The 26,928-nt window shown below is 72.4% G+C and carries 17 protein-coding genes; 8 read left to right on the top strand and 9 right to left on the bottom strand.

From position 1 onward, the window contains the following. Nucleotides 1-527: 527 nt before the first annotated feature. Complete coding sequence (locus tag WMF17_RS42095; RefSeq protein WP_437599183.1) at nucleotides 528-998, top strand: response regulator; 471 nt, start codon at nucleotides 528-530, stop codon at nucleotides 996-998. A gap of 30 nt (nucleotides 999-1,028) precedes the next feature. Here the strand turns inward: WMF17_RS42095 and WMF17_RS42090 are convergent, their stop codons facing one another. After that, nucleotides 1,029-3,944, bottom strand: coding sequence for an Eco57I restriction-modification methylase domain-containing protein (locus WMF17_RS42090; RefSeq protein WP_437646564.1), 2,916 nt, complete (start codon nucleotides 3,942-3,944; stop codon nucleotides 1,029-1,031). Between the two features lie 324 nt (nucleotides 3,945-4,268). Here WMF17_RS42090 and WMF17_RS42085 point away from each other — a divergent pair, with 324 nt between their 5' ends. Together WMF17_RS42085 and WMF17_RS42080 are read left to right on the top strand one after the other, a co-directional pair. Further along, nucleotides 4,269-4,934 carry a DsbA family protein gene (locus WMF17_RS42085; RefSeq protein WP_437646563.1) on the top strand — a complete coding sequence of 222 codons (666 nt, stop codon included), beginning with the start codon at nucleotides 4,269-4,271 and terminating at the stop codon, nucleotides 4,932-4,934. 61 nt (nucleotides 4,935-4,995) lie between these two features. Beyond that, nucleotides 4,996-6,075, top strand: coding sequence for a hypothetical protein (locus WMF17_RS42080; RefSeq protein ID WP_437599179.1), 1,080 nt, complete (start codon nucleotides 4,996-4,998; stop codon nucleotides 6,073-6,075). A 37-nt stretch (nucleotides 6,076-6,112) separates the two neighbouring features. Here the strand turns inward: WMF17_RS42080 and WMF17_RS42075 are convergent, their stop codons facing one another. Together WMF17_RS42075 and WMF17_RS42070 are read right to left on the bottom strand one after the other, a co-directional pair. After that, entirely contained in the window at nucleotides 6,113-7,057 is a 945-nt protein-coding gene (locus WMF17_RS42075) for a LysR family transcriptional regulator (protein WP_437646562.1), read from the bottom strand. A gap of 305 nt (nucleotides 7,058-7,362) precedes the next feature. After that, nucleotides 7,363-8,760 carry a glycoside hydrolase family 6 protein gene (locus WMF17_RS42070; RefSeq protein ID WP_437646561.1) on the bottom strand — a complete coding sequence of 466 codons (1,398 nt, stop codon included), beginning with the start codon at nucleotides 8,758-8,760 and terminating at the stop codon, nucleotides 7,363-7,365. Between the two features lie 841 nt (nucleotides 8,761-9,601). On the opposite strand from WMF17_RS42070, the gene WMF17_RS42065 reads away from it, so the two are divergent. Further along, entirely contained in the window at nucleotides 9,602-10,876 is a 1,275-nt protein-coding gene (locus WMF17_RS42065) for a metallophosphoesterase (RefSeq protein WP_437646560.1), read from the top strand. A 1,153-nt stretch (nucleotides 10,877-12,029) separates the two neighbouring features. On the opposite strand, the gene WMF17_RS42060 is transcribed toward WMF17_RS42065, so the two are convergent. The 4 genes from WMF17_RS42060 to WMF17_RS42045 all read right to left on the bottom strand — a co-directional run bounded on the left by WMF17_RS42060 (nucleotide 12,030) and on the right by WMF17_RS42045 (nucleotide 17,595). Continuing rightward, complete coding sequence (locus tag WMF17_RS42060) at nucleotides 12,030-13,319, bottom strand: Hsp70 family protein (RefSeq protein WP_437599174.1); 1,290 nt, start codon at nucleotides 13,317-13,319, stop codon at nucleotides 12,030-12,032. A 71-nt stretch (nucleotides 13,320-13,390) separates the two neighbouring features. After that, on the bottom strand, nucleotides 13,391-14,992 hold the full coding sequence (locus WMF17_RS42055; protein WP_437646559.1) for a protein kinase domain-containing protein: 1,602 nt from the start codon (nucleotides 14,990-14,992) through the stop codon (nucleotides 13,391-13,393). A gap of 73 nt (nucleotides 14,993-15,065) precedes the next feature. Beyond that, the gene (locus WMF17_RS42050; RefSeq protein WP_437599172.1) at nucleotides 15,066-16,481 is read right to left on the bottom strand and encodes a sugar porter family MFS transporter; all 1,416 of its coding nucleotides are present in this window, start codon (nucleotides 16,479-16,481) and stop codon (nucleotides 15,066-15,068) included. A gap of 40 nt (nucleotides 16,482-16,521) precedes the next feature. Continuing rightward, nucleotides 16,522-17,595 (bottom strand): acyltransferase family protein, encoded by a 1,074-nt coding sequence (locus WMF17_RS42045; RefSeq protein WP_437599170.1) that lies wholly within the window; start codon nucleotides 17,593-17,595, stop codon nucleotides 16,522-16,524. 506 nt (nucleotides 17,596-18,101) lie between these two features. Between WMF17_RS42045 and WMF17_RS42040 the strand changes: the two genes are divergently transcribed. Then, on the top strand, nucleotides 18,102-18,497 hold the full coding sequence (locus WMF17_RS42040) for a four-helix bundle copper-binding protein (protein ID WP_437599169.1): 396 nt from the start codon (nucleotides 18,102-18,104) through the stop codon (nucleotides 18,495-18,497). A 217-nt stretch (nucleotides 18,498-18,714) separates the two neighbouring features. On the opposite strand, the gene WMF17_RS42035 is transcribed toward WMF17_RS42040, so the two are convergent. Further along, nucleotides 18,715-21,195, bottom strand: coding sequence for a ricin-type beta-trefoil lectin domain protein (locus WMF17_RS42035; protein ID WP_437646558.1), 2,481 nt, complete (start codon nucleotides 21,193-21,195; stop codon nucleotides 18,715-18,717). A gap of 622 nt (nucleotides 21,196-21,817) precedes the next feature. Here WMF17_RS42035 and WMF17_RS42030 point away from each other — a divergent pair. Together WMF17_RS42030 and feoB are read left to right on the top strand one after the other, a co-directional pair. Next, nucleotides 21,818-22,159, top strand: a complete 342-nt coding sequence (locus WMF17_RS42030) for a FeoA family protein (protein WP_437599166.1) — start codon at nucleotides 21,818-21,820, stop codon at nucleotides 22,157-22,159. Continuing rightward, nucleotides 22,156-24,111, top strand: a complete 1,956-nt coding sequence (gene feoB / locus WMF17_RS42025) for a ferrous iron transporter B (RefSeq protein ID WP_437646557.1) — start codon at nucleotides 22,156-22,158, stop codon at nucleotides 24,109-24,111. The genes WMF17_RS42030 and feoB overlap by 4 nt, the downstream gene beginning before the upstream one ends. Before the next feature lie 88 nt (nucleotides 24,112-24,199). Here the strand turns inward: feoB and WMF17_RS42020 are convergent, their stop codons facing one another. Next, on the bottom strand, nucleotides 24,200-24,643 hold the full coding sequence (locus WMF17_RS42020; RefSeq protein WP_437646556.1) for a CBS domain-containing protein: 444 nt from the start codon (nucleotides 24,641-24,643) through the stop codon (nucleotides 24,200-24,202). A 245-nt stretch (nucleotides 24,644-24,888) separates the two neighbouring features. On the opposite strand from WMF17_RS42020, the gene ilvA reads away from it, so the two are divergent. Then, nucleotides 24,889-26,403, top strand: a complete 1,515-nt coding sequence (gene ilvA, locus WMF17_RS42015; RefSeq protein WP_437646555.1) for a threonine ammonia-lyase, biosynthetic — start codon at nucleotides 24,889-24,891, stop codon at nucleotides 26,401-26,403. Nucleotides 26,404-26,928: the final 525 nt, after the last annotated feature.

The following is a 26,928-nucleotide window of genomic DNA, read 5'->3' as shown; positions in this document are numbered from 1 at the left end:
CTGTTCCTCCCCCTCCCCGCTCCTTCCCACCGAACGAGCCCGTCAACGAGAGGCAGCCTCATCTCTCTGAAGGCGCCCTCGACCCCGCGACCGTTCCGGCTGTTCCAAGGTCGCCGACCTCTCCGGCCAACGGCCTCCGGGCGCAGGTAGATCGCCGGCCCTGACACGCGACGCACCGGCGCTCCCGCTGCGAGTGGAACGACCCTGCGCGCGATGGTGAATCGCGACCACGCCACGACGCACCGGCCCCGTCGGGGCAGGGGACCGGAGTGCCCCAGCGATGGGCGTGTTCTGCCCCTTGCGCGACAAATTGCCCCTACCGCACGGGACGTGGCTCCTGCTGGCACGGCTTACGCCGCGGACAGCGGCGCGCCCCGCGAGCGCGATGACCTCGTCGAGCCCGCTCCACCGCAAAGCAGGACAGCATGGCACGGGCGCTGCAATTCAGGTGGGGCTGAGCTCCGAGGACCGCGGTAGACGGCCCGAAAGGTCCACCTGGGGCGGGCCAGAAGAATGGAGAAGCTGCCATGAACCTGACCGAAAGCTGGATTGGCGATAAGCCCTTGGTCCCGCCTTGCGGTTTGTTCGGTAAAGGCCAGCATATTGTCCTGGCCGAAGACGACGACGACATGCGCTCAACGCTCGCGATGGCGCTCCGCCGCGACGGGTTCGAGGTGTCCGAGGCGCGCAATGGCCTCGAGCTGCTCGACAAGGTGGCGCCCTGGCTCGGTGGGAAGGAACCCCCGGAGCCGATCGACGCGATCGTCAGCGATATCCAGATGCCCTGCTTCTCGGGGATGGAGATCCTGGAGGGCCTCGCCGAGCTGAGACGCCGGCCACCGGTCATCCTGATCACGGCGTTCGGCGATCCCCGCCTCCGCGCGGCCGCACGGAGCCTGGGCGCCTCGGCGGTCATCGAAAAGCCGTTCGAGCTGGATGATCTCCGCAGCGTCCTGTTCAACCTGAAGGACGCGCCCGGCTTCGACGGCGGCTACTGATAACGAAGAGCGCGCCCCGCCGGACGCCGCTCAGCCGTCCGGCCGCGGGAGGGGCGTCGCCGCCGCCCAGCGCGCGACGCAGCTCCGCTCTTCCTCGGTCATCTCCAGCATGTTCGCCACCACGCCGTCCAGGTGGCGCCGCGCCTCGGCCGGCAGGCCTGCGTTCGCCGGGCCGAGCTCCCGCCCGAGCGCGTCGAGCGCGCCGATCAGGTCGGCCCGCGCCGGCGGGGGCGCCGGGATCGCCCGCAGGTGCGCGATCTTCACCTGCGGCATGCCCTCGCGCGCATCCCGGTGTCGGGTGTAATGCCACCAGCGCACAGGAGAGGAGTTGAGGTAGCAGAGCAGCGCGAACTCGCTCCAGGTGGCGTCGCAGAAGCCGGCCAGGATCGAGTTGCGAAACGGGAGGCCGTCGCTCAGCGCGGCGATCGGGTAGCGGGCGGTCTGGCGGATGAGCAGCCGCACCGCCTTCCAGTCCTCGTCCTTCCGGAAGCGGCCCTTCACGCCCGCGCGATCGACGTGGTGGCGCGGCGCGCGCGCGATGAGCTCGCCCACGTCGGTGCCCTCGCGGATGGGGCAGGTGTACGGCGGCACGGGGACGTCCGCGCGCCGGATGCGCTCGGCGTCCTCGGCCGACGTCTGGAAGCCGCGCTCCCCGAACAGCGCGGCCGGCAGCGGGCTGAGCGCGCCGAGCCGCTCGAGGAGCCGCCGGGACACGCCGTCGAGATCCGAGCGCGCGAGCGGCCAGCAGGAGGCGCTCGCCGCAGCCCGGGGGGGCGCGGGCGCGAGGCGGGTCGAGAGGAGGCCCATGCACGGCTGGAAGACGCCCTCGAACGCGTCGCTGCCGAAGCTCGGGAGGTCGGGGTCGACGGCGCAGAGCGCGTCGTGCGCGCGCCGCGTGGGGCGGTATCCATCGAGGTCCGACACCGACGTGGGGATGACGAGGCCGAGCCGCCCGCCCGGCCGGAGCAGCGACGCAGCCCGGTGCACGAACAGGCCGTGCAGCGAGCGGTAGCCGTGGAAGGCCGGGTTCCGCCGGAGGTAGAGGTTGAAGACCTCGGGCGCGATCGGCTGCGCCGCGCGGCCGACGTACGCGACCCAGGGCGGGTTGCCGATCACGGCGTCGAAGCCGGGCTCGGCGCGATCGAAGGCGCCGGGGAACGCGAGCTCCCAGTGCAGGAACCGGCGCTCCTCGGCGATGCGGCGCGACACCGCCGCCCGCGGATCGGCCGGATCGCCCGCCGCGGCCATGTAGCGGGCGAACGCGGCCGGCCCCGGCGCCAGGGCCTCGAGCTCACCTTCGGACGGCCAGAACCACAGGGCCATCCAGGCGTCGAGCGCCGCCTGATCCGCGCCCCCGGCGCGCTCGGGGCCATCGCAGGGCGCCCCCTCGGCGCGCTCGACGCCGTCGCAGGGCGCTTCCTCGACGCGCTCGACGCCGTCGCAGGACGCCCCCTCGGCGCGCGCCGGCGACCGGCGCGCAGGAGCTCGCCGCGGCAGGGACCGCCGCGCGCGGCGCTCCCCGGCGGCGTCCGCGTGCCCGCCGCGCGTCCACGCCGCGGCCGGGAACGCGCCGATCTCCGCGCGCTCGGCGCCGATGAGGCTGTCGCCGCAGCGGAGCTTCCCATCGAGGAGGCTCGGCGGAAGGTCCGCGTCCTGCACGACGAGCCAGAGCGAGAGCCTGGCGAGGTCGACCGCGAGCGGGTCGAGGTCGACCCCGTACAGACAGCGCTCGGCCACGAGCGCCATCGCGCGGCGGAGCGGCGGCTCCCCGGGGGCGAGGCCCGGCGTCGCGCCGGCGCGCTGCCAGGCTGCGGCGAGGTGCGCGGCGAGCTGGCGGCACGCCTCCACAAGGAACGCGCCGGAGCCCATCGCGGGATCGCACACCGCGAGCGCCAGGATGTCGTCCGCCGCCGGCGGCCCGCCGGCCCTCGCGAGCAGCGGCGACAGCGTGCGCTCGACGACGTGGCGCGTGATGTCCCGCGGCGTGTAGTACGAGCCCGCGCGCCGCCGGAGCTGCCCCGGCTGGAGATAGAGCGTGCCCCGCGCGATCCGGCCCGGTTGCCGCGGGGAAGCGCGGCGCGCGAGCGCCTGTGACAGCTCGGCCACGCTGCCCGCCGCGGCCACGCTGGCGGCGAGGCGCGCGCCGAGCCTGAGGTCCGCCACCTCCTCGAGCCGCGCGAGGCGCTCGCCGCCCGGGAGGGCGAGGAGCGCCTCCAGGTCGACGACCGCGTGGGACGGCAGGAGCGCCATCGACTCGCCCTCGGCGATCTCGAGATCGAAGGCGAGCAGGCCCTCGTAGAGCGTGCCGAGGTGCTCGACCTCGAGCTCGCCGTAGCGCACCGGCGCGCCGTCATGCGCGAGGAGCGCCGCGAGCACGCGGTGGAGCACGCCGTCGCTGAGCGAGGGTCGACCGTCCAGGAAGGGGTGCGCGTCCGGGTCGCAGAGGCCGCCGCGCGCGCCCCCGGGACCGCGGTCGAGGAGCGCACGGAAGAGCGCCGCGACGCGCGCCCACGCGCCGTGGCGATGCCCGAGGTCGCCGCCCCGCCGCCGCTCCTCCTGGAGCTCCTCGAAGAGCCGCGCCAGCGGGGCGCCGCCGCCTTCCGCGCCGGCGAGCAGCCCGCGCGCCTCGGCGTAGAGGAGGAGGATGAGCCGCATCAACGCGGTCACGAGGCCGGCGCGGAGGTGCCGCCGGCCCGCGGCGGAGCCGCCGGAGGCCGCGTCGCCGCCCTGCGGATCGGTCGACTGAAAGCCGCGGAGGAGCTCGCCGAGCGCGCCCTGCGCCTGCTCGCGGAGCTGCCTGGCCACGCCGTGGCCAGGCGGCGCGGGCTGGCGGCGGAGCTCGCCGAGCGCGCCCTCCTCCCTCGCGCGGTCGCGCGGGGAGCAGGCGTCGACCCGTTCATGGTCGCAGCGCAGGGAGGCGCCGAGCTGAGGGCATTCCGAGGACACGCGGGATCCGCGCGAGCATTGCGGATAGGACGGGGTGCAGGCAAGAGCCCCGACGCCGAGGCGCGCGAGGGCCGCGGCGGCGGCCCCGGGAGGAGCGCCGCCGCGGCGGGCGACGCGCGGCGCGCTGGAGAGGAGTCCTTCCTCGCCCGGAGCTCCTCCCCCAGCACGCTTTACCGGGATGCGCGTGAAAGGATTCCCGGCGCAGCGCCGCGCGGAGGTACGGTTCGTGCCGTGTGTCCTCGAATGAAGCTCCAGACGTTCGAACGACACGCACTCGCTCATCCACGCAACTCACACCCTGGCTCCGCGGCGCGGCGCGGCGCCTTGATCGCCGCGATCCTGCTCGGGATCTCGGCCTGCCACGGCGCCGGAGAAGAGCCGGAACAAGAGGCCACCGGCGCCGTCAGTACGGGCCTCGACCTCTATTCCGGCATTCCCCAGGACGGCGTCGTCCTCGGGGATCCGGGCGCGCCGATCACGCTTGTCGAGTTCTCGGATCTCCGCTGCTCGCATTGCCGGGATTACGCGCTCGAGGTCCTGCCCGTGATCCTCGACCGCCACGTGCGCACGAGGCAGGTGAAGCTCGTGTTCCGGAACCTCACGTTCCTCGGGCCGGGCTCCGTGCAGGCCGCGCGCATGGCCGCGGCGGTCGGCATGCAGGGCCGGCTCTGGGAGTTCGTCGACCACTTCTTCCGGATCCAGGCGCGCGAGCGCCCGCCGGTCACGGACGAGCTCCTGCTGCGCATCGCCGCCGAGCTGCCGGGCGTGGACGCGGCGCGGGCGATGGCGCAGCGCGACAGCGGGGAGGTCGTGCGGCAGCTGGAGGCCGCGCGGGCCGAGGCCGCACGCCTCCAGGTCCACGGCGTGCCGGCGCTGTTCCTGAGCCGCGAGGGAGAGGGGCTCCGCCGCCTCCACCTCTCCTCGATGTCGCCGGAGCCGATCTCCCGCGCGATCGAGCGGCTCCTGCGCGCGGCGCGCCCGCGCGGGTGAACGCGCGGCGGCCGCGACAAGGGCCGGCTCCCCGCGCGGTTTTTGGTACGCTCGCGCGGGGATGACCGCCTCGCCGCTCGTGTTCCCTCCCCGCCCCTCCTCCCTGCACGGCCGGCGCCGCGAGCTCGCGACGCTCATGGCGACCCTCCGCGCGGCGCGCCCGACGCGCATCGCGCTCGTCGGCACGGGCGGCAGCGGCAAGTCGACGCTCGCGTGCGCGCTCGGGCACAAGCTCGCGGCCGAGCTCCCCGGCGGGATCCACTGGTTCCGGGTCGGCGCCTGGGACGCGCGCACCCTGCTCGGGATGCTGTCGCTCCGCTTCGGGGCCGGGCCGTCGCCCTCGCTGCCGGCGCTGCGGCGCCGCCTGCGGGCGCTCGGCGAGATGCTCATCGTGCTCGACAACCACGAGCACGACCGCGCCGTCGCCGAGCTGCTCGACGGCCTCCGCGACGAGGCGGTGACGTGGGTCATCACGGCGCGGCGCTGCCTCGTGGCCGGCGTCTCCATCTTCCCGGTCATCGCGCCCCTCGTGACCTCGGGGCAGAGCCCCTTCCCCGCGGTCGCCTCGCTGACCCGCCTGCTCCGCTGGAACCCGGTCTCCCTGGAGCTCGCCGACGCCATCGTCGAGGGCGGCGCGGCCGACGTCGCCGAGCTCCACCGCTGGCTCGTGTCGGGCGGCGTCGACCGCGTGCAGGTCATCGATCACGAGGACGACCTCCCCGAGGTCGGCCTGCTCGTCGCCTGGGTCTTCCGCGGGCTCTCGCCGCCGGCGCGGCGGATGCTCGCGGTGCTGGCGCACTCGAACGGCGACCACATCGACGAGGGCTCCCTCGCGCAGCTCGCGCGGGCGGGGCGGAGCGCCGGCGACGCCCTCGCGTCGCTCCGCCGCTTCCGGCTGGTGCAGGAGCCGCTCGCGGGCCGCTTCGCGCTGCACGCGACCGTGCGCCACGCCCTCATGAAGCGCACGCGGTTCGATCAGGGCCGCTTCTTCGAGCACTACGTGGCGCTCCTCGAGCGCTCCCCGGAGCGGCTCGACCTCGAGCAGACCCACCTGTTCGCGGCCATGGACTACGCCCATGACACAGGGAGCGTCGCGGCCGCGATCCGCGTGAACGAGCTGGTCTCGCGGCTGTCGCGCTGACGCCCGCGCTCCCCGCGGACGGCCGCCGCGGCCGCGGTCAACGCGGCGCTTCCGGGCCCCCCGCGCGCGGGCCCCCCACGTGCTCGCGGCAGAGCTCGACGAGGCGCTTCAGCACCCACTGCCCCGCGGGGCCCAGCACGAGCCCCGGCCGGTGGACCACGGCGAGCGACAGGAGGTGCTCGTCATCCCCCCACGCCTCCGGCCGGACGCGGACCAGACGGCCGGCCCCGAGATCGTCGCGGATCATGTGCTCTGGCAGGTTTCCCCAGCCGAGCCCTGCGCACAGGAGCTCTCGCTTGGTCTGGAGATCGACGACGCGCCAGGTGCGGGGGGACAGCACGGCCTGCTCCGGCGAGCGCGCCCCGCCGCGCTCGCTCAGCACGATCTGCACGTGCTCGCGCAGCTGCTCGGTCGCGACGCGCCCGGCGTGCTGCTGCGCGGCGGCGAGCGGGTGCGTCTTGCCGGCGACTGGCACCATGCGCACGGACGTGAGGTGACGGCGCTCGAGACCCTGGGCCGCCGCCGCCGGCCCCACGACCCCGAGCTGGCATGTCCCGTCGAGCACCCGCTCGGCGACGGCGGCCATCGTCTCGGTGTGCACGACGAGCTCCACGGTGGGGTAGACGCGCGCGAACTCGACGCAGAGATCGACGAGCGCGGAGAGCGGAAAGACAGCGTCGACGCAGAGCGAGACGAGCGGGTCGAGGCCGCCGGCGAGCCGCTGCGCGGCGCTGCTGAGCGCGTCCGCGTCGGCGCACACCCGCCGGGCGGCGCCGAGCAGGACGCGGCCCTGCTCCGTGAGCGCCGGGATCCTCGTCGATCGGTCCCAGAGGACGACCCCGAGCTGGCCCTCCAGGTTGGCCATCGCGTGGCTCACGGCCGACTGGACGCGGTGGAGCTTCCTGGCCGCGGCCGAGAAGCTGCCCTCGTCGGCGACCGCGATGAACGTGCGCAGCTGGTCGAGCGTGATGGAGTCGTGCATCGCGCGTCACCCTGCCACGGCTCGCCGCGCCCCGGCGCGGCGGTCGTTCGTCAGCCCGCGGGCGGCGGGCCTCCTGCGCTGGTGAGCTCGACAAAAACAGCGCGGCGGCCGGGACAGGCGAGGAGCGTTTTCCCAAGGGGTCTACCCTCCAGCCGGCCGCGCGGCCCGCGGGCGGGTAGACCCCTTTTTCTACGCTCCTCGCCTGCCCCGGCCGCCGTCGCGCGCTCAGCCGAGCGCGCTCGTCACCGCAGGCTCTGGCCGCTCGCGACGTCGGTCACGGGACCAGAGCCCGGCGCGGACGCCGATCAGAGCGCCGGATTGGCGTTCTTCACGCACTCCACGAAGTACTCGTGGAACCAGTACCCCGCCTGCGGCGCGCGCGTGTCCGCGTTGGCCTTGCCGCAGAACAGGTCGTAGCGCGGCTCGCCCTCCTGGCCAACACCGTCGGAGTCACCCGGCGGCTTGACCCAGTAGAAGGCATCGAGGCGCGTCGCGCCGCCCGGGTTCGCCCTGGGCCGCTCGCCCATGCCGGCGCCCTTGTTGTTGCACCAGAGGCCCCAGTCATCCCGGATGTTGCCGCGGCCGTTGCGGCTCGTGTCGATGATGAAGTGCTTGTCCGCGAGGCCTTCAGCCGCCAGCGCCGAGGCCATGGCATCGACATAGTCGTACTCGCCGAAGCAGGGGTTGTCCTGCTGATCGTAGCTCTCCGAGCTATAGCTGAGCTGCGTGTAGTTCGCGACGTTGGTCGCGAAGCCGCGGACGCCGGACGGGCTTCCGGCGGCCTTGATGACCCTGGCGAAGATCTCGGCGCCCTTCTTCTGGTTGTCCTCCCAGCCGAGCCAGCCCGAGTGCGCCGCGTCGATGTACTGGTACACGTGCGGCATGTTGAGCTCCTTGAGCGCGTGCGCGACGTTCGACTCGTAGGACGCCGCCGTGGCGTCATCGCATCGCTTCCCGCCCAGGTTCGTCGCGATGTTGGGGAGCGAGTCGGGCTCGATGATCGCGATGATGCGCTGGTTCGGGCGAGCGGCGAGGATCGCCTTGATCGGCTTGATGAACTCGTTCTGGTACCGCTCGGTGCCGTTTTCATTGAGCTTGAGCTCGCCGTTCGACGCCTCGGCGAAGCAGTCGCGGTTCGGCAGGTCGTACACGACGATGACCGGAACGACCGGCTCGCAGAGCTGCTCCTGGAGCGCGAGCGCGGCGTCGAGGTGCCCCTCGAGGCGGTCGACCGCCGCGATCCTGTCGAGCCAGAACGCGGTCGGGATCTCCTGGACCTTCTTCATCTTCGCGACGAGGGCCGCGTCCGTCGTCATGTCGATCGACGTCTGGACCTTCGCGACGTACTCCGGGTCCACGAACAGCCGCCCACCGGCGAACGGGTTGCCGGCCACCGGCGAGATGTCGACCGGTCCGGGGCAGTTGCCGCCCGCCGCCGCCGAGCTCGTGGGGGTGCCGGCGCCCGCGCCGCTGCCCGTCGGGGTGCCCGCGCCCGCGCCGCTGCCCGTCGGGGTGCCGGCGCCCGCGCCGCTGCCCGTCGGGGTGCCCGCGCCAGCGCCCGTCGGGGTGCCGGCGCCCGCGCCGCTGCCCGTCGGGGTGCCGGCGCCCGCGCCGCCGTCTCCGTTGCTGCTCCCGTCGCCCCCGTCGCCCGAGCACGCCGCAAAAGAGGCGGTCGTGAGGAGGACCGCAACCCACTTTGCCAACCCGAGCTGATGCGAATTCCTTCTCAGCATATTAAGCCTTTCACCTACGTCACTGAAGAAACCAGGCAAATCCAACGTATCAAAAATAGCGTGCCGAGCCTAGACCAAGGGTTTCGCAGGGGCAAGGACAAACGACGGCTATGCCATGCCAGCGTGGCTCCATCGTAATCTGCCGTGCGGTTATTTTTTCACGGCGAATAGAAATGTCCGCCGCCTCTCGATTTGCGACGTTTTGACGCGCGTCGCGAGCGCGTCGCGAGCGCGTCGGATGGCGCGTCCAACAACGGCCCGTAAGGCTGTTTCGCACGGGGAAACCACGCTGGGAGAGGATGGCCCCCGGCCCCAACGCATCGCGCAATCCACTCGACGGGTCGGCGCGGCCTGGCTGTCAAAGTGACATGGCAGACAACGAGAACTGTTTCGAGTTGATTTCCAGGTACGTCACCGACGGTGAGCTCACCCTCTCTGAACGGCAGTGTGCTCGGGTTGCGCGGCGAGTCACGGTGAGCTCACCCTCTGAGCGGCAGTGCGCTCGGGTTGCGCGGCGAGTCGGACGTGCAGTGACGCAGGGTGGCACTTTGAGACGCACCGCGCCGGGGGCGCGTCGTGCCGTGATCGGGGGGAGAGCGGCGCTCGTCCGCGGCCCGCGCGAGGGCCTTGATGCGGCCGGCGCTCATGACGTGACGGCGAGTGGGCTCGCCGGCCGGCCGCGTCGAGCGGAGCGCGTGTCGAGGGACGCTGTCCGCAGGCGCGCCCGTCGCCTGGCCGTCACCGAGCGGCTTCTGGCTGGTCGCCGCCGATCGGTTAGGCTTCGATCCCCCCCTGCCCCGCAGAGCCCGCCATGCGCTTCGTCGTCGTCTCGCTGATCCTCCTCGTCGTCCTCGGGGCCCTTGGCCTGTACGTGCACCGGCGCGCCTCCGGCCTGCTCGGCCTGGGCCTGCGCGGCCGGCGCGTGCTGGCCTGCCTGCTCGCCACCGGCATGCTCGCGATGATCTCCGCGCGGCTCTGGCGGGGCGTGCTGCCCGAGGGCGTGCTCCGCGGGGTGGTGCTCGTGAGCGGCATCCTCTCGCTCGGCGTCCTGCTCTCCGCGGTCCTGCTCGCCGTCGTGGACCTCGGGCACCTGATCGCGCGGCTCGGGCGCGCGGCGCTCGGGCGCGCCCGAGCCGACGCGCGCCCCGCGGACGTGGCGCACCGCCCTGGCGAGCGAGGCGCGCACGAGGACGGCGGCGACGCGGGCGCGCCGCCCTCGCCGCAGCTCGCGCCGCCGGCGCTCCCCCGCCGCGCATTTCTCGCGAACGGGGCCGTCGGCTCCGCCTTCCTCATCGGCGGCGGCAGCGCGGTGTATGGCGCCCTGGTCGGGCGACACGACTACGTCATTGAAGAGGTCGCCATCCCGATACCGGGCCTGCCGCGCAGCCTGGACGGCTTCACGATCGTGCAGCTGTCCGACATCCATCTCGGGCTGTTCGTGGATGAGCCGGAGATGCGCGCCGCCGAGGATCTCGTGCGCAAGGCGCGCGGCGATCTCGTGGTGATGACGGGCGATCTCATCGATTTCAATCCGACGTATGCGGAGCACCTCGGGCGGCTCACTCGGCGACTGGGCCCGCTCGCCCGGGAGGGGGTCGCGGCGATCCCGGGCAACCATGACCATTTCGCCGGCATCGACGCGGCGCTCGACGCGCTGGAGCGCGGCGGCGCCCGCGTGCTGAGCAACCGGGGGAGCGTCGTGGGAGGGGTCGGCGGCGCCTTCGCGCTGCTCGGCGTCGACGACGTGTGGGCGCGAGGGCGCGTGCCCGGCGGCGGCCCCGACCTCGGCCGCGCGCTCGCGGACGTCCCCCGCGACCTGCCGCGCGTGCTGCTCTGCCACAACCCGGTGTTCTTCCCGGACGCGGCCGGCGAGGTGGCCTTGCAGCTCAGCGGCCATACCCACGGCGGCCAGGTGAACCCGCTCGTCCGGCCCGCCGACCTGGTGCTCCCCCACGGCTATGTGGCCGGGCTCTACAAGCGCGGCAGCTCGCACCTCTACATCAACCGCGGCTTCGGCACCGCCGGGCCGCCCGCGCGCATCGGGGCGCCCCCCGAGGTGAGCCGCATCGTTCTCGTCGCCGCCTGACACCTGACGCGATGCCCGGGGCCGCCGTCGCTGAGCCCGCCTGGCGCGCGTCGAGCCGATGCGAGCACGGGCTCGAGAGCGGCGGTGATCTCCGGCGGCGATCGCGAGCTCCCGAAGGTCCTCGATGATTTTCGGGACAGGGCGTGTCCTCCGGTTCTTGATTCTCGTGTCGAGGGTGTTCAGGCTCTGACGCGCGATGAGCGCGATGAGCGCGACGAGCGCGACGATCCGACGACCGCTGCCGACCTGCGGCCCGCGAGGGGCGCTCTTGCTGGGCCTCCTGCTCACGACCTTCGCCGAGGGGTGCGCGCGCCCGCCGCTCGCCGCCCCTGTCGGCCGGAGCGATGCGCCCATCGCCCCGCCGGAGGGCGGCCCGGGGGACGACGTCGAGCCGGCGCCGGAGCCTCCGCCGCCTGCGGAGGCGCCTGCGCTCCTCGAGATCGAGGTCCCCGGCTTCGGATCTGCGGTGGTCGTGACGCCGCGCGGCGAGGGGCCGCGGCCCGTGCTCGTGGTCGCGCACGGCGCGGGCGATCGGCCCGAGTGGCACTGCGAGCTCTGGCGCCCGATGGTGCGAGGGGCCGGGTTCGTGCTCTGCCCGCGCGGCAAGCCCATCGACGCCCGGGCGCCGGACGGCGGGCGGATCTTCTACTACCCGGACCACCACGCGCTGAGCCGCGAGGTCGCCGCGGCCGTCTCGGCGCTGTCGACGCGCTTCGGGGATCGGGTGGATCTCCGCGACCCGGTCTATGCCGGGTACTCGCAGGGCGCGATCATGGGCGCGCTGCTCTTGCCCGGGCACCCCGCGCGCTTCGCCCGGGCGGCGCTGATCGAGGGCGGATACGGCGGCTTCGGCGAATGGACGCTGGGCACCGCCCGGCGCTTTCGCGGCGGCGGCGGCGCGCGGGTGCTGCTCGCGTGCGGGGGGGCCGACTGCGCGGCGCAGGCGCGCAAGACGCAGGCGATGCTCGAGCGCGGCGGCGTGACCACGCGCGTCCTGCACGCCGAGGGCGCCGGCCACAGCTACGGCGGCCTGATGGAGCGCGCGCTCCACGAGGCATACCCGTGGGTCGTCGAGGGCGATCCCCGCTGGCTCGGCGGCGCCGCGCCCTCGCCCGGCGCGGCCGCGCCCTCGCCGGGCCGCGCCGGCGCCCGCTCAGGCGGACGCGGCGGCGATGCTGCGCGCGCGCTCGGCGAGCCCCTGCACGACCGAGTGGAAGCTGCGCAGCTGCCTCACCTTGCCCTGGCCGAACCGCCGCTCGATGCCGCGCCGGAGGGCTGGCACCCTGGCGGTCCCGCCCGTGCAGCACACGACGTCGATCCCATCGAACGACACGCCGGCGTCCTGCACCGTCTGGTCGAGCGCGCGGAGGATCGCGTCGATCTGCCGCTCGCTCCCGGCGTCGAACTCCTCCCGCGCGATGCGCTCGCGGATGTGCATTGACGGATAATCGAAGCGGAACTCCGTGACCGCCTCGCCGGACAGCGCGCACTTGCTGCGCTCGATCTCCTCGAAGAGCCGGAAAGCGAGCGAGTCTTCCACGAGGCAGAGCAGGTTATCCATGCGCTGCCGATCCTCGGACCCGAGGGACCACGCCTTCACGTCGCGGAGGAAGGTGAGGACATCGCGGTGCTGGAGCACCGTCATGTCGGCCGGGGAACAGAGCTTCTCGACGATGGGCCGGGGCATGGTCAGCTGGTTCGAGCCGAGCGGGACGCGGTAGGTGACCTCCGCGCCGAAGTGGCGGGCGATCTTGTGGCGCATGACGCTGCCGTCGAGCGCGTCCCCCGCGACGGAGACGCCGCCGAGCGAGAGCACGTCGGACGGCGCGAACCCCTCCGGCCGCATCCGCACGATCGTGTAATCGGACGTCCCTCCGCCGAAATCGGCGACGAGGACGACGGCCCCGCGGTCGAGCTCCAGGTGGAAGTCGTGCGCCGCGGCGACCGGCTCGGGGCAGAAGAAGACGTCGCGAAAGCCGGCGATGCGCGCCGCCCGCTCGAGCCGCTCCTCGGCGAGGCGGTCCTCCGCCGGGTCGGTCGAGAACTTCGCCGGCCTGCCCAGCACGACGCGCGCGACGTCCGCGTCGAAGTGGCGGTTCGCCCGCTCGCGCATCTCCCGCAGGAAGCGGCCGATCAGGTCCTCGATCGTCACGAGCCGGTGCCCGATCTGCGTGCCGGAGAAGCTCCGGTCGGGGAGGTACTTCTTGATCGAGCGGATGAAGCGGCCTTGCATGCCGTTCGCGACGAAGTCGCCGATCGCCGCCGCGCCGCAGGAGAATTGCTGCTGCCCGAAGAACAGCAGGCTCCGAAGGACGGTGGGGTCGGCCGCCGCGCCGTCGAGCGGGATGGGCGGGCAGGTCGCCTCCGCGCTGGCCGCCGAGAGCAGCGAGTTGGAGGTCCCGAAATCGACGGCGTACACCTCGGGCCTGAATCGCGCGGACATGATCTCGCCTCCTCGTGGGGTGCCTGGCGGGCACGGGGATCTCGCCGATCCAACCCCGGTTGACAAGCTCGCTAGGACACGCGGGTCACGCGCCGCAGCGCCACGACGAGCGCGACGAGCGCGATCAGGGCCGGCAGGGCGATCGCGCCGATGTCGAGCCAGCCGAGCCAGTCGGTCGGGGCGAGCCCCAGGGCCGGGATCGGCAGCGCGAATGCGTTGTAGGCGGCGACGCCGAGCGCGAGGACGCCGCACGAGAGGAACAGCCACGCGAGCGCGGCCACGAGGCCCTTGCCGAGGCGCTCCATGGCCGGCGCGCTCCGCCAGCGCCCGATGAGGACCCGGATCGTCGCGGTGAACGCGAAGAACGAGAGCGCCCCCGCGACGCCCGCGGCGATGAGCATCTCCGTCTCGCTGAGCGCCCGCCGCTCGGTGACGCCGTAGACCCTGCGGAGGGCCATCGCGGCGCTCGTGAAGACCGCCGCGCCCGCGGCGAGGCTCACCGCGATGGACAGCAGCAGCGCGACCGGCCGCGCGCGCCGCGCCCTGCGCGTCACGTCGTCCGCGCTCTGGCTGCCCTGGGCGTTGGGGATGACGACCGTGGCGATCTCGTCGTTCGGCGCGCCGTCGGTCATGGCCGTGGTGCCGAGCGCGCGCGCGGGCCCGAACGGGTCCTGCATGTCGAAGTCCGCGAGCAGGCGGTCGAGCTCCTGCGCGGAGGGCGGCCGGTCCTCGCGCGTCCGGGCCATGGCGCGCTGGATCAGCGCCTCGATCCCCTCCGGGATGGTCTTGTCGATGTCGCGCGGGCGCCGCGGATCCTCGGTGAGCAGGCGGATCATCGTCCGGGCCGGCTCCTCCTCGGGGAAGGGGCGCTCGCCCGTGAGCATGCGGTACAGCACGGCGCCGACCGCGTAGATGTCCGCGCGGGAGTCGACCTCGGCCGAGCCTCGCGCCTGCTCCGGCGCCATGTACTGCGGCGTGCCGACCACCGAGCCCGTGCGGGTGAGATCGGCGCCGTCGAGCACCTTGGCGACCCCGAAGTCGAGGATCTTCACGTGGATGCTGCCCCCCTCGCGCCGGACGAGGAACAGGTTCGACGGCTTGAGGTCGCGGTGGACGACGCCGGTCGCGTGGGCTGCGGCGAGGCCCCGGCAGACCTGGCGCGAGATGGTGATGGCGGTCGGGAGCGGCAGCTTGCCGACCTGGTCGAGGAGGCCGCCGAGATCCTCGCCGTTGAGCAGCTCGGTCACCATGCACGGGCGCCCGTCCTTAAGGCGCACGATGTCCACCACCTCGATCACGTGCTCGTTGCCGACGCGCGCGATCGTCTGCGCCTCGCGCTCGAAGCGGGCCATCGCCTCCCGGTGGCTGGCGAAGTGCTCGTGCGGCACCTTGACGGCGAAGCGCTTCGGCAGGCGGATGTGCTCGGCGACGTAGACGCGGCCCATGCCGCCCGCGCCGATCACGCCGGTGATGCAGAAGCTCCCGGCGAGCAGCTCGCCGACCATCGGGTCGGTCGCGGTCACGCCCTGGAGCTCCAGCGCGGTCGCGTCGATGGGGCAGACGAGGAAGTCGAGCGGGTACCGGACGGCGCACACGGGGCAGCGTCGGGTAGGTCTCTCCGGGGGTGCCTGCCGCGCCTGGTCCGGGTCGACGTGCCTGGCTAGCTCGACCATCGACCGGCAGTCTAGACGAGAAGCGGGTTCCCGGCGCGACGGATCTCGGCCGCGCCGGCCCTGGCGCCGGCGATCACATCTCCTCGAGCTCCTTGCCCTTCGTCTCGGGGATGAAGGCGATGACGAACACGAGCGAGGCCGCCGCCGCGGCCGTATAGAGCCCGTAGGCGATGCCCAGGCCGGCCACCTTGAGCACGGGGAACGTGGCGGTCACGAGGAAGTTCGCCAGCCATTGCGCGGCCGCCGCGATCGAGAGGGCGAGGGCGCGGATGCGGTTCTCGAACATCTCCCCGAGCAGCACCCACGTCACCGGACCCCAGGACGCACCGAAGCAGAAGACGTAGAGATTGGCCGCGAGGAGCGCGATGGGGCCGGCAGCGCCCCTCAGCACGGGGTTGCCCGCGGCGTCCTCGCCCGCGGCGGCGAACACGGCCGCCAGGGTGCCGAGCGTCAGCGCCATGCCGATCGAGCCCGCGATGAGCAGCGGCCTGCGCCCGACGCGGTCGACGGTCGCGATGGCGAGGAGGGTGGTCACGATGTTCGTGACGCCGGTGATGACCGTGATCGCGAGGGCGCTTCGCTCGGAGAACCCGACCGCCTGCCAGAGGACGCTCGAGTAATAGAAGATGACGTTGATGCCCACGAGCTGCTGGAACGCCGACAGGCCGATGCCGATCCAGACGATGCGGAGCAGCCCTGAGCGCCCCCGCAGGTCCGCGAGCCTGGGCCGGTGCTCGGACGAGAGCGTCCTCTGGATCTCGAGGAGCTTCGCCTGGGCGGCCGCGCCGAGGAGGCCACGAAGCACGACGAGCGCCTCGGTCACACGGCCCCTCGCCACGAGATAACGCGGGGACTCGGGGATCAGCAGCGCGCCGATCCCATAAAGGAGCGCCGGTGGGATGGCGCTCCAGAACATCCATCGCCAGGCGCTGGCCCCGAGCCAGAACGGGTTCGCCGCCGAGCCCGCGGACGTCGCGATGGCGTAATCGCCGAGCAGGGCGACGAAGATGCCGAGCACGATCGCGAGCTGCTGGAGCGATCCGAGGCGGCCGCGCAGGTGAGCCGGCGCGATCTCGGCGATGTACGCCGGAGCGACGACGCTGGCCGCGCCGATGGCCACGCCCCCGAGCACCCTCCACGCGCTGAAGTCCCAGGGCGAGAGCGCCGCCCCCGAGCCCGCCGCGCTGACGACGAAGACAAGCGAGTTCACCAGCATGGTCCGTGTCCGGCCGTAGCGATCGGCCAGCCTGCCCGCGACCACCGCGCCGACGGCCGCGCCGAGCAGCGCCGAGGACACGGACAGACCGACCGCGACCGTGTGCGCGCTGAACATCCTCTCCAGCGCGCCGACGGCACCGTTGATCACGGCGGTGTCGAACCCGAACAGGAAGCCGCCCAGCGCGGCGACGGACGCGATAAGGGCGACCCGTATCGTGGATGGGTGCTTCTCACCGCGTCCGTCCCCCTGCTGCCCCGCTGGCTCTCCCATGGGCCCGGTGAACCACGAAGCGTGCCGCCCGGGCGCCTCGTCAGCTCGAGCGCCGCAGGCGCCCATGAGACTGGGCGCCAAAAGCAGCGGGATGCCAGCGGGGCCGCACGTACATGAAGCGCCCCGGGGTGCGCAGCGTCACGCGCCACAGGATGACCGTCCCGATCGTGGTGAGCACCGTCGAGGCCAGCGCGAGCGCTCCGACATCGCCGATCATCGGGGCCAGCGCCCGGACCACGATCCGGCAGACCCAGAAGTCACCCAGGTACACGACGATCGAGTTTTGGCCGAGGTACCGCAGCGGCCCGGTCCACGACAGCTTCGACAGCATCACCGCGGAGAGGATCACCCCGAGCGCCCCCGCGTAGCCGAGCGCGAGGCTCACGATCGGCAGCTCCGCCCAGGCCGCAGCGACCATGAGACCGTTGATGACGCCCCAGCACACCAGGTAGCCCAACGCCGCGCCCGCGCGCGCATGCGCCCACGCGGCGATCCGGAACACGTGCGGCGCGAGCACGTACCCCGAGTAGAAGTACACGTACCGTGACGCGAACTGGTTGATCACGGTCCACTCGGTCTCGATCTGCGCGCTGTGGAGCGCCACGGCGCCGAGCCACATCCCCCACGGCGGGACCGATCGCGTCAGGCGGGTCACGACGAAGAAGATCGGCAGCATGTGGATGAACCACAGCGTGCCGATCGGATCGATCCAGCGCCGGAAGTAGGCCAGCACGACCCCGCGCGCGGTGGCGTCGTCCGCGCGGACCAGGTGATCGAGGTCCACGACCACGAAGCGCAGCGTCATCCACAGCAGATAGAAGTAGAGGAAGTGCACGACCTTTGTGTCGAGGTAGCGCCGCCACGGCCGGCGCAGCGCGCTCGCCAGGAAAAGGCCGGCGATCAAGAAGAAGTCGGGCATACGGAACGGCTGGGCGAACTTGACGACCTCCTCGAGCCAGCCGATCTCGTGCATCTGCTCCTGCGCGACGTCATTCGCGTGCAGCATCACGACGAAGAAGATGCAGATGCCCTTCGCGTAATCGACCCACTCCACCCGCGGCTTCGGGATCTGCGCGCTCGGCTCGATCGCGGGCGGTTCACCTGCGGCTTGCATGGAGAGGGGAGCCTTCATGTCCGGAACGACCTCGTCGACACCCACCCGACGACACGACCGCGTCATCATGCACGAAATCGGGCGTAATGCCCATCATAGCAAGAAACGCGAGCCTCCGGCGACGAGCTCGAACCCACGTCGGACAGACGTCCGAGGAGTAAAGACGTGACCAAAGTGAGCCTGGTCACTCCGACAGGCAAACCTGGTCGATGAGGTCACGGCCAGTAGCATCATTCGTCGTCGACTCTCGACCGGTGGTCACCCGATCTCGCTCGAGGTGCTCTGCGAGCAACCTGGACGCATCGGCGGGCGATATGGCATGAACGCATCCACGACGTCGGAGATCGTTCAGCTTCCATCTGAGCCGGGTATACGGTGCAGTCCGACGTGACGGACCGGGAAGACTCGGGGAGCCTGGCGCCCTGCCCGTCGAGCTCATGTCGTGCGCGCGCAGGAGATGAGCTCACGAGAGATCGAGAAGCACCGCTGAATCAAGGGAGGAACACATGGCGCACAAGGGGATCACCCTGAGCAAGGCTTTCCAGGACACGGCCAGCGAGGCCCAGAGCTGCCAGTCGATCTGCGTCCAGACGCTCCAGCACTGCCTCCAGGTGGGAGGATCCCACGTGGAGCCTTTTCACATGCGGCTCATGCAGGACTGCGCCGAGATCTGCGAGACGGCCGGGACGATGCTGCTGCGCGGCTCGCCGCAGCACAACCAGGTCACGGCCGCGTGCGCGAGCATCTGCGAGCTCTGCGCCCAGAGCTGCGACAGGTTCGCGGGCGACGCGCAGATGAAGGCCTGCGCCGACGAGTGCCGCCGCTGCGCCGCCGCATGTCAGCAGGTCGCGCAGATGCGGCCAGGCGGGGCGGCCGGCGCGGGAGACCACGGCGTGCCCTGAGGCGGCCGTGACGTCACGGGGGCGCTCGCTTCGAGCAAGGTGCCGGAACGGCGTCCTCGCTGCCGCCGAGATCTCCGTGGCGTCCCTGCGCGCGCGCGACGAGCACGCCGGGGCGCGGCGCTGGCCCCGCGCCCTGCCGTGGGCGTGCCGCCCGTGGAGATGGGCAAAGGACGTCCCCATGCCCGCGCGATCCGGGCGGCGTGGAGGTCCGGGAGCGCTACCGGGCGTGGGCGCAGAGGATGGCGGCGGCGCCGCGGCCGCACACGTCGAGCGCGCCGTCGCCGTCGAGGTCGGCGAGCTCCAGCGTCATCCCGTGGCGGTCGAGGCCCCAGCCCGCGGCGTTCGTGTAGTCCTGCGGCAGGACCGGGCGCACGCGGTCGAAGCCGCTGCCGCTCGACAGGCCGCAGACAAGGCCTGTGGGGCTGCGACCGCACACGTCGGCGTAGCCGTCTCCATTGATGTCGCCGAGGCGGATGGATCCGTAATAGGCGCGCGACGCGTCCCAGCCGGTCGGGGTCCCGGTGTCGGCGAAATCGCTCCGCAGCGACCACCTGCGCGGGTCCTCGAAGCCGCCGCCGCCGGCCTTGCCGGTGGCGCAGATGATCTTGGCGGCGCCGCGGCCGCACACGTCGGCGCGACCGTCGCCGTTGATGTCACCGAACGCGAGGGTCATGCCGTGCCGCTCCTCGCTCCAGCCGAGCGCGTCGAGGTACTCGGTGCCGAGCCACGTGGCGGCGGGCCGGAAGGCGCGGCGCTGGTCGTTGATCGCGCACTGGATGCCGCCGGCGCCGCGGCCGCACACGTCGGCGTAGCCGTCGCCGTCCACGTCCACGAGGCGCAGCGAGCCATAGTACTGCGCGCCGGCCGCGAACTCGGTCGCGTTCGAGAACGACGGGGTCCAGGCGCGGAAGTCGGGCACGAAGGCGGTGCCGGTCGCGTTCGCTGTCGCGCAGAGGATGCCGGCGCCGCCGCGCCCGCAGACGTCGGCGCGGCCGTCGTGATCCACGTCCCCGAGCATGAGCGTCATGCCGTGCATCTCGGTGGCCCAGCCGCGCGCGTCGCTGAACTCGGCTGTGTAGAGCGCGGGGGCGCCGAAGCCGGCGCCGCCCTGGTTCAGGGCGCAGTAAACGCCGTCGGGGCGGCGGCCGCAGACGTCCGCCAGGTGATCGCCGTTCACGTCGCCGAGGCGGACCGAGCCATAGTAGTACGAGAAGGCCCCGTAGAGCCCGGACGCGTCGCCGTCGCTGAGCAGGCCCCCGCTCGTCCAGCCGGTCACCGCACCGAAGCGCGGGGTCCAGCTCTGCTGCGGGACGACCTCCAGACCGCCGCCGCGCGCCGGCTGCGCGACGCAATCCCAGACCTGGACGACCGTACCGTTGGCCGGATTGGCGCCCCTCACGTCGAGGCATTTGCCGTCCAGCCCGCGCAGCATGCCGTCGCTCGTGAGGGTCCATTTCTGGTTGGGCACGTCGACGCAGTCCCAGATCTGGACGGGCGTGCCGTTCGTTGTGTCCGCGCCGCGGAGATCGACGCACTTGTCCGTGCCGGTGAGCTGGATCTTGCCGCCCTTGAGCGTCCATCTCTGGTTGGGCACGCCGGCGCAGTCCCGGATCTGGAGCGTGGTGCCGTTCGTCGTCTTGCCGCCCGGGAGGTCGAGGCACTTGTCCGACAGGCCGGCGAGCCACCCGTCCGCAACCGTGATCTGGGCGCTCTGGTACTGGCTGCCCAGCCATGAGCCGTGCGCGCCGTCGCCGTAGGTCGAGCAGTCGCCGATATGCGTGTCATGCGCCGCGTAGGTGCAGAAGACGTCGGTCTTGTCCGCCTTTTGCTGCGCCGAGAGGTTCTCCTCCTCGTTCGCGATGTTGTAGTCGCGGTGCACGACGAGCTGGTGCTCCGGCGCGTAGGCGTGGTGCGCATTGAACGCGAACTTCGCCGCGTGGACGTGGTCGGAGTGGTCGCCGCCGTAGAGGTCGCTCAGGTCCTGGATGTGCATGCGCGTCGGGGCGAAGCCCTGCACGAGCGAGCGCAGGACCGCGCCGAGCTCGCTCTTCGTGTAGGTGGTGCCGGCGCAGCTGCCCCACGTGCCGAGCACCGGGACCGTGGAGGCGCCCGTTGTATCGTTCCACAGGTTGCGCAGGCTCTTGTAACCCGGGCGGTTACAGTCGGTGTCGCCCGAGGGGGAGGCGAAGCCGTCGCCGCCGCCGCCGTCGGGCAAGCGCAGGAAGACGACCGAGACGCGGCCGTTGCCGTCGAGCGTGAAGCGGTAGGTGGGCTTTCCATTCACCGTATCGACGCTGGCGGTCCAGCGGTTGGCCACGCCGGCCATGAGCGCATACGCCGCGCGGATGCCCACCTCGCGCCCGTCCTTCCAGTAGGCGCTCGTGTCGCCGGCGTCGCCGGCCGTGAGATAGACCGTGCGCACGGTGTGCCCGGCGCGAATGCTCTCACGCACGTCCGGGCTCATGAACAGCAGGTCGTCGTCCTCGTGGGCGACCATGTAGAGGTCGTGAAACTGGCTCCCTGCGGGCAGCGTGAGCGCCCCGGCGGCCTCCCCGGATTCGTCGCCGGGCGCGGCGTCATCGGAGGCGTAGCACCCGGCGGCGAGCCCGCCCGGTCCGAGCAATCCGATGAGGAGAAGGCTGCGCGCTGCGGCGCGCTGCCAGCGAGAGGGAGACTTGGGCTGTTTTGAACTGGACACTTGACACTCCTGCCTTCGAGCCGCGCGGGTCGCGAGGCGAGCCGCGCGCGAGAGCAGGATGCGTGCCCGGGCGATGGGCGTGGAACTGGCGGGGATCCGTCGGTATCCTGCGGAGAGCGGCGGCGAGAGGGCGTGGCCGAGCCGGCCAGTGGCCGGCCGGTGGACCGGCCGCGTCGAAAACGGGACCCGAGCTTCAGCAGCCATCCGAGCCGGGAGAAGGCGGCAACCGAGGACCCGAAGCCAGGACGGACCGGCAGGCCTCGGCACGGGTGCCCGCTTGCTGCGCCGCGTCGTTCGCAGCCGACACGGCGCAGAAGGCCGGGCTCTCTCCGCGCCCCGAATGCTTCGCGCGCTCAGGACCGCAGGCTCCACGGGGATCCGCACCGCGATCCCGTGCCGCCCGACGCCGCCGGACACGCCGGACACGAGGGCGGCGTCGCCCAGCCGGCCCCGGGGGGGCGGCGCCGATGGGCACGCCCCCGGGCACCACACGCCGAGTCCGGTCGAGAGACGCCTCGACACCCCGGTCAACTCCGTTCACAATTCTCTGGATGATGAAATTGATTTTCAATATACTCGAAGACACGTGGTCTCCGGCGGCTCTCCCCACCTCGGTGTGAACTTGGACATCCCCAACCTGGGTTCGGTCGGCGTTGCCGACGGCGTTGCCGACATGGCCACGGCGGCGCACGACGCGCGCGCCGCCGTGGCTGCGAGCCCGCTCGCGAAAGCGAGCACCGGCCAGCGGGTGGTCGTGATCGAGGTCGGCCTCGAGGCGGATCTCGCCGGCTGGCTCGGCGCGATGGGGCTCGGCTCCGGCCAGACGCTCACGGTGATCCGGCGCGCGGCGTTCGGCGGCCCGCTCCATGTGCGCACCGGCTCCGGCGGCGAGCTCGCCATCAACGCGGGGCTCGCGCGCTCGATCCTCGTCGCGCCCCTCGCCGCACCCAGGCGGATCACATGACCGCCGCGCTCGCCGATGCCCGCGCGGAGCGCCCCCCGGCGGCGGCAGAACGCCCGCTCGTCGCGCTCCTGGGGCGGCCGAACTCGGGCAAGTCGTCGCTCTTCAACCGGCTGACCGGCAGCAGCGCGCACGTCGGCAACTTCCCCGGCATCACGGTCGACATCCTCACCGCCGACGTCCGCCTCGCCGGCGGGACGGCCGTGACGATCGCGGATCTCCCCGGGCTTTACTCGATCGAGTCCGTCGTCGACCCCGCGACGGACGAGGGCGTCGCGCGCCGCTTCCTCGACCGCACGGGCGAGGGCGGGCGGCCGCGCCTCGTCGTCCAGGTGCTGGACGCGACGCAGCTCGCGCTCGGCCTGCGGCTCACCCGCGAGCTCGTGCGGCGCGGGCTCGCGCCGCTCGTCGTCGCCACCCAGCGCGACGTGCTGGAGGGCGAGGGGCGCCGGCTCGACCTCGGCGCCCTCGAGCGCGCCATCGGCCTGCCCGTGCTGCTCGTGAGCGCGAGAGACCCGGCCGCGCGCGGCGTCGTGCTCGACGCGATCGCCGCGCGGCTCGACGCGATCGCCGCGGGCGCCGCGCAGGCCCCCGGCGCCGCGACGTGGGACCCGGACGCGATCGCGCGCGACGCGACCCTCGCGGCGACGCGCCACGACGCCGCCGCGGAGCGACGGAGGACGTTCACCGCGCGCGCGGACGCCGTGCTGCTCCACCCGGCGGCCGGTCCGGTCCTGTTCCTCGGGCTCATGGCGCTCCTCTTCGCCGCCGTGTTCCTCGTCGCCACCCCGGTCACCGAGGCGCTCGACGCCGCGATCGGACAGCTCGGCGGCCTCGTGTCCCGCGCCCTCGGCGGGGGGCTCGCCGCCTCGTTCGTCGTCGACGGCCTGCTCGGCGGCGCGGGGACGGTGCTCGCCTTCATGCCGCAGATCGTGATCCTCACGGTCGCCATGGAGCTGCTCGAGGCGAGCGGCTACCTCGCGCGCGGCGCCTTCCTCGTCGACCGCCTCCTCCAGCTGATGGGCCTGAGCGGCCGGGCGTTCGTCCCGCTCCTGATGGGGCATGCGTGCGCGGTGCCCGCCGTGCACGCGACGCGCATCCTCCGCGATCCGCGCGAGCGGCTCACGGCGATCCTCGTCCTGCCGCTCATGGCCTGCTCCGCGCGGATCCCGACCTACGGGCTCCTCCTGACGACCTTCTTCGCCGCCCACGGCGCGTGGGTGCAGGCGCTGCTCTTCGTCGCGCTGTACGTCGCCGGCATCCTCTCCGGGCTCGTCGCCTCGCTCCTGCTGCGGCGCACGGCGACCCGCGGACGTTCGCTCCCCATGGTGCTCGAGATGCCGGCCTACCGCAGCCCCGAGCCGCGGTTCGTGGTCCGCAAGGGGGCCCAGGCGGCGTGGCGGTTCACGCGCGAGGTCGGGACCGTGATCCTGGCCGTCTCGGCCGTGCTGTGGGTGCTGTTGAAGATCCCCATGCCGGGCGCCGCGGCGCCGGAGCCGCCGACCGCCGCGGCCGAGCTCGCGGAGGCTGCTTCGCTCGAGTCGAGCATCGCCGGCAGCGTGGGGCGCGCGCTCGAGCCGGTGACCGCGCCGCTCGGCTTCGACTGGCGCATCAACGTCGGCCTCATCGGCTCGTTCGGCGCGCGCGAGGTCATGGTCGGCACGATGGGCGTCATCTTCGGCGTCGAGGGCGCCGACGACGAGCCCGCGCCGCTCGCCGAGCGGATCCGCGAGGCGAGGCGCCCGGACGGGACGCACGCGTACTCGAGCCGCACGGGGCTCGCGCTGCTCGCGTTCTTCGTCCTGGCCTGCCAGTGCATGAGCACCGTGGCGGCGATCCGCCGCGAGACGAAGACATGGCGCTGGCCGGCGTTCGTCCTCGCCTACAGCTACGCGGCGGCGTACGTCGCGGCGTTCGTCGTCTACCAGGGGAGCGGGCTGCTCGGGCTCCCGTGAGCGGGCACCTGACACCGCCGCGGCACGCCGCACGTGACGACCGTCGAGCGAGGCCGCTGTGCGCGTCGTGCGCGAAGGGGGCGGCGAGTCACGCCTCCCCGAGGATCCTGCGAAAGATGTCCACATAGCTGACGATGCCGAGCAGCGCGCCTTCTGCGTCGACGACCGGGAGCGCGCCGATCTTGTGCTCGAGCATGAGCTCCATGAGCTCGGTCATGTCCGCGTCGGGACCGACGCTCACGACATTGCCGCTCATGATCGTGGATACCGGCATCGTGGACGCCGGCACGCCGGTCTTCTGTCGCGCTGCGTCAACCACGGCGGGGTTCGCCGAGTAGGGCAACTGGAGCCCTCGCAGATCGCGATCGCTGAGCATCCCGACCAGCTCACCCTGCTCGTCGAGGACCGGCAGGTGGCGGAAGTCCGTCGTCTGGAGCACGTCCACCGCCTCGGCGATGGGGTCGTCGACCCGCACGGTCCGGGGATTCTCGGTCATGAGCTCGGCGGCGCTGATCCTGGGTATCGTGAGCAACGACATCTCGCTCCGCGCTTGTTGCAACTCGCGGACCAGTGGAGCCCTCGATGAGGCGCGCCGCCCGCCTCCCGACGTCCCCTCCGCGCCGAGGCCCGCTGCGCGCTCGCGAGCGCGGGTCCGCAGGCTCCGTCTCGCTCGAGGTGCGGATACGCGACGCGCGCGAGCGCAGCTGGCCTGATCCCTGAGGGGTGTTCCACGAGCGAGTTGACGACGCGCGCGGAGGACCGTAGTTTCGGGGCCCAATGGCCCCAAGCGGTTATCTCGAGCGGATCCTGCGCGCCCGCGTCTACGACGTGGCCCAGGAAAGCCCCCTGGAGGATGCGCCGCGGCTCTCCGCGCGCCTGGGCAATCGCGTGCTGATCAAGCGCGAGGATCTGCAGCCCGTCTTCTCCTTCAAGCTGCGCGGCGCCTACAACAAGATCTCCTCGCTGAGCGCGGCCGAGAAGGCGCGCGGCGTGATCGCCGCATCGGCGGGCAACCACGCGCAGGGGGTGGCGCTGGCCGCTCAGCGGCTCGGCATCCGCGCCTGCATCGTGATGCCGACCACGACTCCCCGGATCAAGGTCGACGCCGTGCGTGCGCTCGGCGCGGAGATCGAGCTGATCGGGGATTCCTACGACGAAGCCTACGCCCACGCCAAGGCGCTCGAAGAGCGCGAGGGGCTGACCTTCGTGCACCCGTACGACGACCCGGACGTGATCGCGGGTCAGGGCACCATCGCCATGGAGATCATGCGCCAGCATCGCGGACCGCTGGACGCCATCTTCGTGCCCGTGGGCGGCGGCGGGCTGATCGCCGGTATCGGCGCGTATATCAAGCATCTGTACCCCGAGATCAAGGTCATCGGCGTGGAGCCGGACGACGCCGCGTGTCTGCGCGCGGCGCTCGACGCGGGCGAGCGTGTACGGCTGAGTCAGGTCGGGCTGTTCGCCGACGGCGTGGCGGTCCGCCAGGTGGGCGAGGAGCCGTTTCGCATCGCCCGGCGGTGCGTGGATGACGTGATCGTGGCGGACACCGACGCCATCTGCGCCGCCATCAAGGACATCTTCGACGACACGCGCTCGATCGCCGAACCGTCGGGCGCGCTGGCGGTCGCAGGACTCAAGGCGTACGTCGAGCGCGAAGGCCTGGACGGAAAGACGCTTGTGGCGATCCTCAGCGGTGCGAACATGAACTTCGACCGCCTGCGGCACGTGGTCGAGCGGGCAGAGCTGGGCGAGCAGCGCGAGGCGCTGTTCGCGGTCACCATTCCGGAGCGACCGGGCGCGTTCCGTGAGTTCTGCCAGCTGCTCGGGCGCGCGACCATCACGGAGTTCAACTATCGTTTTGGACGCGGGGACGAGGCGCAGATCTTCGTCGGCGTGGGTCTGGCGCACGGGCGCAAGCAGCGCGACGAGGTGCTGGAGCGCCTCCACGACGCCAAGCTTCCGGTCATCGACCTCAGCATGGACGAGATGGCCAAGTTGCACGTGCGCTACATGGTCGGCGGGCGCGCCCCGACAGCCAACGAGCGGCTCCTGCGCTTCGAGTTCCCGGAGCGCCCCGGGGCGCTGATGCAATTCCTCACGCACATCGGCGGGCGCTGGAACATCAGCCTGTTCCACTACCGCAACCACGGCGCCGCCTTCGGGCGAGTCCTCGCCGCGTTGCAGGTCCCGGAGCCCGAATACGACGAGTTCGACCGTTTTCTCACCGCGCTCGGTTACCCGTTCATCGAAGAGACAAGGAACGCGGCCTATCATCTGTTCTTGAGGTGATGAGCCGCTGAAAGCCCGACACCCCCTGGGTCGTCCGGCCTTCGAGCATCTGTCCCGTGCGGCATCTTCGATTGTCCCGGCCGCTGTCCCGGCTGTCGCAACCGGCCTCTCGGGCTGGCTGCATTCTTCAATCATTTCGGGTGGGCCATGAGGGACTTGAACCTTCAGTCAATGGATGAAGGGACCAGACGGATTGGTTAGAAGCCGCCCGCTCGCCTCGCAACCCCGCCCAAGAACCCGGATCCAAGGCAAAGCCCTCCCGGCAGCCTCCGGGTCGAGTTTCAACTCTCCCGGGAGGCTCTCGACAGCCTCCGGGTTGAGTTTCAACTCTCCCGGGAGGCTCTCGACAGCCTCCGGGTTGAGTTTCAACTCTCCCGGGAGGCTCTCGACAGCCTCCGACCGGCGGCCCGAGCCGAGCCGCACCGCCAGACACGGAGGTCAGGACGCCCAGCCGCGGCGGCTAACCTCGACGAGCCGCGCGGCGTCGGGGGTGTCCTGCGCAACGTGATCATCGTGGGCGTGGAC

It is taken from the genome of Sorangium sp. So ce362 (genome assembly GCF_051519845.1).
Classification (GTDB): Bacteria; Myxococcota_A; Polyangia; order Polyangiales; family Polyangiaceae; genus Sorangium.
This window is presented reverse-complemented; position numbering and strand designations above follow the sequence as displayed.